This is a genomic window from Leptolyngbya sp. GB1-A1, assembly GCF_039962475.1.
Classification (GTDB): Bacteria; Cyanobacteriota; Cyanobacteriia; order Elainellales; family Elainellaceae; genus Leptolyngbya_A.
In genome coordinates this window covers 1-8,844 of record NZ_JAMPLI010000097.1, presented here as the reverse complement: position 1 = coordinate 8,844, position 8,844 = coordinate 1, and the positions used below count along the sequence as shown (strand labels likewise).

The following is an 8,844-nucleotide window of genomic DNA, read 5'->3' as shown; positions in this document are numbered from 1 at the left end:
AGCACTCGACATGACTTAGGCAATGCTGCCGACTTAGACTTGATAAAAGATGGTCGTGTTCTTAGATTTACTGATCCAAGTGATCTACCTTTTTTTGAGGCATTTGTTGAGGCAGCGGCAAGTTTTGGGGCTACTGGAATCGGCGGAGATGTCGGTTATATGGGACCGACAAGAATTCATGTCGGTTTTGGGAGTCGTGCCACTTGGGGAGGGATTAACGGCACTGGAGCGGCTCCCAATTCGACCAAAGGAGGCGATCGGTGGAGTGAGAAGGGCGATCGGCGGCGGGTGGACGGGGTCATTAGACTGCAGGGTGTGCAATGGGAAGGTATAGTGAAGTGCAATCGCCAAATGTATAAAGATTTAGTGCAATTTGTGAATTTTCGGTACTTTATCCAGTTTCCCATGAGCAAACTTTGTTCTTTCCTATAAAGCGAATAAATTGATCCTCAAAGCCCCTCCTTTAAAGCAAGTAAAGGGATTTAAGTGGGTTGTGAGCGAAACCAGTCCATACCTTTTTTCACAACATGAAAATTCGTCGTAGTGTTCTGCTTGGTCTCTTTACTACTTCAATAGCTCTTGTAATCGCTGTTTCAACCCTTTTTGGGCAATCCTCACCAGCTAAAGCTTTTCATCCGTGTCCTCCTTTCCATAGAGCAGAGCATACAGGACGATTTAACTCAGTCCCCGTATGTGTGCCTGAAGTTCCTGCTGGCAACATTCCAACTAATCCGCGAGAACTATCTGAAGAAGCATGGGGGCAGGCTGGACAGGCTGTATATAGGCAAGGCAGTGAAGCAATGCTATCTAGAGCATCAGCAAGAGGATCGTCACCCCGGCCATTAGATGAATATCAAAAACGTTATTTAAGACCACATTTCGGCAACTTGGTTGACAACGTTGTGGTGTTTTACAATGTCCCACCATTAGACGATTGGCAAATTCTTGGTATGACTATAAATAACAGTCATACTGATGCTCAAACCTTTTGTGAGAGGATCTTTGTCAATGGTCAGTATAACTCTACAAATAGAAATCAGCTCGTCCTTCTAGCTCATGAGCTTATGCATTCTCAACAATGTCAACGAGTTGGAGGCATTGAAAGATTTGGTTATGAATATTTTAGAGCATACAAGAGAGCAAATCTGAACTACGATAATATCTCCTTAGAACAGGAGGCTTATGCTTTTGATGCTCGATTTGAGGAATGGCTCAATTTACAACTTGCTGATACTCCCGTTACTGGAGTCCCTATTTCTGTCAATTTTGGAAACACTCTTTTTTATGATCGCGATGCTGGAGTATGTACATTCACCACAAGCAATGGTTCTGTAATTCAGAGACTAACAAGCTGCCGTCGCACTTGGCATTTAATTGTTTACACTGCTGATAAACTGCTTTTCTACGATCGCGATGCCGGACAAATTGAAACCTACAGGGTTGATAATCGAGGTCTAGGTGCACAATTACATAGTTACGCCCCAGGTAGTATGCGTAGAACTTGGGCACAAATTACAAGTCCTCAGCAAGGAATCATTGTTTTTAGAGATGATAACGGTCAGGTAGAAACCTATCGTCTCAATGACATAGGTATGCTTCAGGGATTGTAGCTGATGCATTTTACATGCAAAATCTTTTGATATTATTGCTGTCGCAAGCGGTCTAACAAAGCCCATGCACATCGACCATCGAAACCAATCGGCTATGAAGCAAAGGTTATCTGCGGCGGGTAATGGACAGCGTTATGCCGCAAACTCTCTGTAGGAGCCATCTGGAATGAACTTTGCATCTAAGTATTTCAAATACTTGCTTCTTAGCCTTCTCGTTTTGAGCATTATTATGCTGTCAGGTTTGGCAGTCGTAGCTCAAAGTAATGATGATAATCTTGGAGTCGCTTACATACGTCCTAGAACGCTTGTTTACGCTAGGGGAAATTTCTGGGTATATGCTGATAATGCTTTTGATGACTCTCAGAAAAGACTAATTCGTTCTGCCTCGGAAATTCTACACGACAGAATGCGAACACAGAGATCTAGGATCTTAGACTGCGCTTACAGGAGATCAAATAGATTTATGCCTGCTAGCAGACAAAGAATTGATTCACAATTGATTAGTGTTTTTGTCAATGCAGCAAGTGGAAATCGTCCAATCAAGTTGACCACTACAGATTTGTGGACAGCACCAAGACGACAACCTAATGGTGTGACTCAGTATAATACTGGAAGGGCACCGATCGGTAATCCTGGGCAATTCCCTGAACAGGGAGATCTTTTAAGAGTTGCCTTGAACTCTGTCATCGTAGATCGCACCTTTTCTGATTTTCCGCAAGCTAGGCAGGCAGATCGATGGGCAGGCACTCTTGTTCATGAGGTTCTTCACAATTTAGGATACGATCACGAACGAAGTGGCTCAACTGATGGAGCGTTTGTGAAAGAATTTGGTACTTGTACTGCGTTCAACGGAAATATTCCAGACGGTTTACAGTTGACTGACAGTAACGTAGAAGTAATAGAGTAGTTGCTGGTTGCAACTTAAGAATAGAACGGCATAATCGGGTCGAGGAGAGCATTTAACTCTCCCCTCCCAGGTTGGGTCGAGGGGAGATATTACTCTCCGCCCCTCCCAGTTAGATCTAGACGTGCGGTAGGGTAGGCGACCAACGAGTTACCATTGCTGGCACTTTTCCAATCGCCCCCCTCCAAACGACGCATGACCGTTTCCGTATCACGTCGCTTTCCAGTAATCTCAGCGTGAAAGGGCTTTGCCGTCATAGCGCCCATACTGAATTTTGTGATGACATTCCAGGCACACTACTAGGGGTAGTAGACACATAGGGGCAAAAAACGACAGAGTAGTACGAATGATTGTGAAAATCAGCCAACTATCCTTCAACCATTTGTAATAGAAAGCATCAAAAACTACGCCGCAAGTTGAATTTCTAGGCGTTCTTCAAAGTTCAACTCGAATTTCCCATATGGATTGATATGGGCGTATACCAGTGGGGTAATCCCTCGTAAATCCTCTGTGTTCATCAGTTGCCACCAATGCTCTTTGGACAAGACTTCCTGCATCATTAGTGTATTGATGTACACTAAACACATCTGAAGCAAGTGCAACGATAAAAGCGATAGCTCTTGCTCTGCGCGATGATTGCTTGCCATCTCGCCACTTTTACCATAGCAGATAAAACTATTCGCGCTATTCCAACTTTCCACCACATTCAACCCTTCTTGAATTTCTTGACGAAGTTCCTCTAAGTTCAAATAGCGGCAAAGGAAAATTGTCTTGACGGCTCTGCCTAGCTCGATCAAGGCTTGATAGGTGGGATGTTGGATTTCTGAGCGTGTAAAGCGTTGCAAGATGACTTCTGGATCAGCCGTACCCAGCCGTAGAGCAGTGGCATACTTAATTATCTGGTCGTATTGCTGACGAATCAAGTTCCACCGAATCGGACGGGTGAGAATTAACTGTAAATTGGGATAAGCATTCGCTTCGCCAACTTCTGGGCGGTAGAGTTTCTGAGAACCAATCGCTTTGAGACGAGGCAGTAACTCAAACCCCAGTAGGTAACAGAAGGCAAAGCCAATTTCACTTTGTCCATGCGAATCGACATAGTTCTTTTCCACTTTCATTTGGGTGCCATGCCGCAATACACCTTTGATCATCGCTGCCACTTCCGACGAGGAACAGGTCTTCAATTGCGAGTAGATGCAAGCTGATTTCCGCTCTACATGCCAGTAGACCATGACACCCCGTCCGCCATAGCGACGGTGCCACTCTGTCACCAAATTGGTATCCCATGCTCCAAATTGCTTGGAATCACTTGCACAAGCAACTGTACCCTCGCCCCAAATTTGAGGATGCCGTGCGGCAAAAGTGGCGTTTGCAACTTGCACAATCGCTTGCCGCAAGCTATCTGCATCAATAAATCGACGTTTCACATAGCGGAGATCGTCATAACTTACATCAACTGTGCCATTGCTAATGCGTTTGAGTCCAGTGTTAGTTCCCAGCCCATACAAGCACAGTAGCAGCCGTTTCTGAAGCGTTTCACCTTCTAACACTTCACGGGTGCCCATCGTCTTGAAACACTGCGTCAAGCCGATTCGCAGATCGGTCTCTTTGAGAATGTCTAATAGGTTTGTCATGGGCCATCGCTGTACCAACTCTGTTTTCAATGCTTCGAGATGCTCAGGCTCTGGTTGCTTGGTTAATGGCGAAAGCTTGATCCAACCGCCCTTCTTGTTTAGAAGTTTGACTTTGGAATTGTTCGGCAAGTTGTCGTTAAGGCTTGCCAGGGAGCACTTCATCGTTTGTTGAAGTGCAGTCACAAACGCTTCACTATCGGTAGGCTGGTGCAGTGCTTCGTAATAATCGATTCGCATCTCCTCAAAGTCGGCAGGCAAGTCAAGGGCTGGATTACGGTAGCGATCCGCTCCGACCACCCATACTTCTCGCGATCGTAAAGCGTCACGTAGAGCTTGCAAGACAGCAATTTCATAGTTGATGCGATCAATCTGAGGCTTGCCTTGAGCATCAATCGTCAGCAAAATATCGGACTGACTGGCACTGAGAATGCCCTGGAGCGGAATTGTTTCTTTGACATCATAGAATTGTTGTTGAGAATCAACATATCGCTTCAACAATTCAATTGCAGCAATAATTGGTTGATAAAACTCATTGTTTGAGCGAAATTCTAGGGTTTCTAGAATTGGAGCAATCATCCTACGATAATGATGTTTGTATGACTTATGAACAACTTTATGGATGCGTTGACGGTAAGTTACACCCTTGGACTGGAATTCCTGGATGATGTTTTGTAAAATTTGAGGACTGGCAATGGGATAGATGTGCTCCTGAATCGAACCTGATGGGTTCGCCAAAGAGACGGTGGCAATTCGATACAGGAGTTGATGTTTACCTGTGACTTGTTTGAAGTCTTGAAATACTTCCTCTGCAACTCGCTGTTCTGCCCGACGATTCAGTTTTTGAATGATCCCATTGAGCAGGTCGATTAACTGATCAGTCACTTCCTGTTGCCGTCTCCAGCAAAAGGCAGCAACCAACGTATAGCGAATTGGGACAGGATGACGGCGTAGCTCCCAAACTGATTCCGTTGCAGCACGGGTGCGATAAACTTGCAGATGCTTCGCCCGAAGCGATTGAAACAGATCATCAGGCAGTCCAACCTGCCGCAGGATCTGCAATTTCTTCACTTCCTGCAACAGGGTTTTCACACCTATTGCCCCTGGCTCTCGCTTGAGAAAGGCAAAGCGTGAAATGTCATCTTCAGGAGCAGCATTGTCTGGAGAAGCTGATTTATCAGGTGACTTAAGCAAGGCATCAAGGGCCGCTTGAACTGAAGATGAAAGTTGAGAAAACGTCCTCTGATACAATTTGGCTTCATAGTTAGATAAGGAAGTCTGAATTGTTTTTCTCAGTTGTTTAACCGTCAAAAGTTCAATTCCTAACTGCCTAAACTGTTGATTTGCAGCTTCTTGAAGCTGTTTCTCGTCTAACGTTCGTGGAATCACCGCTTCCTCTAGCCACTGGCAAAGAAACTTGATATCAGATGCAGTTGAACGGCGAAAGCCACAAAGTTCTCGAATCTGTTGGCGATGATAACGAGCCACACGACTGTCCCAATCGTAGTTCTCAAACTCAGTAGCATCCACCTCAACCTGTTGAGCAACATGGCTGATAGCTTCAGGAGGAACGTCATTAGCTGCCGCAGGAAAGCAATGTTCCTGCTGGAAAAACTTCAGTCCAATGGCAAACCCTAAACGGGTTTCTCGAATTTTGTTACTCAACCATGCTAATTCATCCGGTAATAGAGTCCACTGCTCAATCAATTCGTGTAATTCCAAACTCCGTTTCATCACCCACTCCTCGATCTACACTTCGTTCAGTGTCTCCTAAAAGTGTGATCCATCTCCTCGCTCATCGCTGAGGGTTAAAAAACCGGCGTTCTCTACACTTGAGCAATGAGAGCCAAATCTCAAAATAATGCGAATGTACTACTTTGCCGTTTTTTGCACCTATGTGCCCACTACCCCTATATTGTGGCAATCCGCTCCAATCATGGGGTATTGCTGCCGAAAGGACAACGGGTGCGCTACAACCGTTGGCGGGCTTATGACCAACCGTTAGCCGCCCATCCCACCCAACGTCGCTACATCCGCGAGATTATCTTCGGCACCCGTCGAAGTGTACGGTTCTACCAAATTAGCAAAGGCAGCACTAACGACCCAGACAAAGCAGATAGTTGGTTTATTATGACCAACTTAACCGGGGACATCATTGGCAGTGTTGGCAGTCAATACACCTTGAGAACCTGGATTGAGTATGGATTCAAGCAAGTCAAGAATGAACTGGGTTGGCATGATTACCGCCTGACGGATTACGGCAGTATTGAACGGTGGTGGGAAATTATCTTCAGCGCTTATTTGCTTGTGAGTTTACACGCGGATGAATTCAAACAGCGCCAGCAGAGACAGGGAGATGACATCGCTGAGTTCATCGGTCAACGATCTCTGTTCAGCCAGCATTCAGATTGGCAAGTAGGGACGACCTGGAAAAGTGCGTTGAATAATCTACGATTGCTGATCCAACCGTACTGGTGCTGGGGATGGCTTGAGAAATGGTTAGAAGTGTTTCCGATTGCTGGATTGAAACGTGGGTTGCATCGGTTGATGGATTGCATGGACCGCTTTCACATCCTGCCAATGCCAACAATAGAGACAGCTTGACTGTCTTGGATGTCTTTTCCTTCTCCCCTAGTAACAAAAGAGGGATCAAAGTCAGGGGAGCGTGGAAGTATCTGTATCGTGCTGTCGATTCGAAGGGCAATACCCTCGACTTTATGCTGAGCGCCAAGCGAGATGCGAAAGCAGCGGCAAGATTCTTTCGCAAGGTTTTGAAGGGACAGCAGACCCAGGTGCCACGAGTCATTACTGTGTACAAGAATGCGGCTTACTCAGCGGCAATAGAGACGCTCAAAGCGGATGAGTTGATTGATCCAGAGACCCAACTGAGGCAGAGCAAGTATCTAAATAGTCGTCCCTGAAAAACTACTTCAAATCAGAAGTGGTAAGGGTTTCAAAGCTTCAAAGAGGGTGTAGAATTGCCAGAAAGTCGCGCCAAGCTGGCAAAATCTGGTGAAATGAGTCGAGGATTTCGCCCTAATTCAGGGTCATCACCCCCACCCCCACCCCTGTTGAAAGACCAGTTAAACCCAGCACATCCCTTGGTGAAACTGAGTCAAGCGATTGATTGGGACAAGTTTGAGTTGGAATTTGGCAAACAAATGAGCAGCGATGGGGGACGACCGCCTTTGCCAACTCGTTTGATGGTGGGCTTGCATTATTTGAAAGCCCTCTATGACGAGAGCGATGAATCGGTAGTCAATCGGTGGGTGGAGAATCCTTACTAGCAATACTTCTGTGGGGAAGAGACATTTCAACGCGAACTGCCTTGTCACCCGACCAGTTTGCCGAAGTGGCGGAGTCGCATTAGGGTAGAGGGGGTTGAGAAATTGCTCGGTCAAGTCCTACGAACAGCAATCAATCAGCAAGCCTTAAAGCCTGCTGAGATTGCTGTTGTGAACGTAGACACCACAGTGCAGGAAAAAGCGATTGCCTTTCCCACCGATGCTCGGTTGTACGACAAAGCCCGAGGTGCATTGGTGCGTGCGGCCCGCAAGCAGCAGGTGAAGTTGCGGCAGAGCTACGTACGCCTGAGCAAGCGAGCATTGTTCCAACAAAGCCGCTACGCTGCTGCCCGACAAGGCAAACGAGCCAAGCAGCAGACCCGCAAGTTGCGGACTTATTTGGGACGAGTGATTCGAGACATTGAACGCAAAGTCAGTTCAATGCCTGTGCGGTTGCAGAAGTTAGTAGACATTGCCAAACGAATTCATCAGCAGCAACCCAAGCAGGGCAACAAGATTTACAGTGTGCATGCTCCTGAAACTGAATGCATTGCCAAGGGCAAAGTCCACAAGCGCTATGAGTTCGGTTGCAAAGTTGTGGTTGTGACCACCAGTGCCAGCAATTGGATTGTTGGAATTGACGGTGTGCATGGCAATCCCTACGACGGAGCAACACTTAGCCAAGCGCTTCAGCAGACGCAAGAATTGACCACAGTCAAACCGCAGCAAGCGTTGGTGGACAAAGGGTTTCGGGGTAAGGCGCATCATCCAGAGGATGTCGAGGTTTTGATTGCTGGCACTCGTCAACGGACAAGTTCACTCAAGCATCTGCTGAAACGTCGCAGTGCCATAGAACCTGTGATTGGACATAGTAAGCAAGACCATTCACTCAAGCGTAACTACTTGCGTGGTAAGACGGGTGACCGAATCAATGCCCTTTTGGCTGGCTGTGGTTTCAATTTACGTAAACTATTCCGCTTTTTCATCACAGCTCCGCTGATTCAGGCGAACGCTTGAACTACTCTTTTTCAGGGACGACTAAATAACGTTGTTGAACAGGATCATCGGAACATCAAGCGCATCGTGAAGGCGATGATGGAATTTAAGTCATTCAACAATGCCAGAAAGACTTTGAGTGGAATTGAAGCGATGAATATGATCCGCAAAGGGCAAGTGAACGGCATTGACAAAGGGAGTAGTGTCTCTCAGGTCAAATTTATTGAAGCACTCTTTGACGTAACTGTTTAAGACGATGACCTTGATAGATATCGTTTGCCTCTAAAAAGTTTTTGCGACACTACCATCAGGACTCGCAACCAATGCCGTCTTTGTCCCGATCCAATCGATGTGGGTCACTCCCAACAACTCGGAATCCTCGTTCAGAGACGTCGCGACAGTCGAGATCAGGGGAATCA

At 46.4% G+C, this 8,844-nt stretch carries 7 protein-coding genes and 4 pseudogenes; 8 read left to right on the top strand and 3 right to left on the bottom strand.

From position 1 onward, the window contains the following. From NDI45_RS30180 to NDI45_RS30170, 3 genes and pseudogenes are all read left to right on the top strand, one after another. Positions 1 to 432: pseudogene (locus NDI45_RS30180) on the top strand (hypothetical protein); the annotation flags it as partial. Between the two features lie 95 nt (positions 433 to 527). Beyond that, complete coding sequence (locus NDI45_RS30175) at positions 528 to 1,610, top strand: DUF4157 domain-containing protein (protein WP_348249991.1); 1,083 nt, start codon at positions 528 to 530, stop codon at positions 1,608 to 1,610. A 166-nt stretch (positions 1,611 to 1,776) separates the two neighbouring features. Continuing rightward, a complete protein-coding gene (locus NDI45_RS30170; protein ID WP_348249990.1) occupies positions 1,777 to 2,517 on the top strand; it encodes a hypothetical protein in 741 nt (246 codons plus the stop codon). A gap of 89 nt (positions 2,518 to 2,606) precedes the next feature. Here the strand turns inward: NDI45_RS30170 and NDI45_RS30165 are convergent, their stop codons facing one another. After that, positions 2,607 to 2,771, bottom strand: a complete 165-nt coding sequence (locus NDI45_RS30165) for a hypothetical protein (protein WP_348249989.1) — start codon at positions 2,769 to 2,771, stop codon at positions 2,607 to 2,609. Positions 2,772 to 2,918: 147 nt separating this feature from the next. Continuing rightward, complete coding sequence (locus NDI45_RS30160; protein WP_348249988.1) at positions 2,919 to 5,879, bottom strand: Tn3 family transposase; 2,961 nt, start codon at positions 5,877 to 5,879, stop codon at positions 2,919 to 2,921. A gap of 105 nt (positions 5,880 to 5,984) precedes the next feature. Between NDI45_RS30160 and NDI45_RS30155 the strand changes: the two genes are divergently transcribed. From NDI45_RS30155 to NDI45_RS30135, 5 genes and pseudogenes are all read left to right on the top strand, one after another. Next, positions 5,985 to 6,749 carry a hypothetical protein gene (locus NDI45_RS30155; RefSeq protein WP_348249987.1) on the top strand — a complete coding sequence of 255 codons (765 nt, stop codon included), beginning with the start codon at positions 5,985 to 5,987 and terminating at the stop codon, positions 6,747 to 6,749. A 44-nt stretch (positions 6,750 to 6,793) separates the two neighbouring features. Beyond that, positions 6,794 to 7,057, top strand: a pseudogene (locus tag NDI45_RS30150) (DDE-type integrase/transposase/recombinase); the annotation flags it as partial. 66 nt (positions 7,058 to 7,123) lie between these two features. Then, complete coding sequence (locus NDI45_RS30145; RefSeq protein ID WP_348249986.1) at positions 7,124 to 7,432, top strand: transposase; 309 nt, start codon at positions 7,124 to 7,126, stop codon at positions 7,430 to 7,432. Positions 7,433 to 7,444: 12 nt separating this feature from the next. After that, positions 7,445 to 8,446, top strand: a pseudogene (locus NDI45_RS30140) (IS5 family transposase); the annotation flags it as partial. Between the two features lie 21 nt (positions 8,447 to 8,467). Further along, positions 8,468 to 8,677, top strand: a pseudogene (locus NDI45_RS30135) (DDE-type integrase/transposase/recombinase); the annotation flags it as partial. A 55-nt stretch (positions 8,678 to 8,732) separates the two neighbouring features. Here NDI45_RS30135 and NDI45_RS30130 read toward each other — a convergent pair. After that, on the bottom strand, positions 8,733 to 8,844 hold a 112-nt coding region (locus NDI45_RS30130), incomplete at its 5' end, for an excalibur calcium-binding domain-containing protein (protein WP_348249992.1).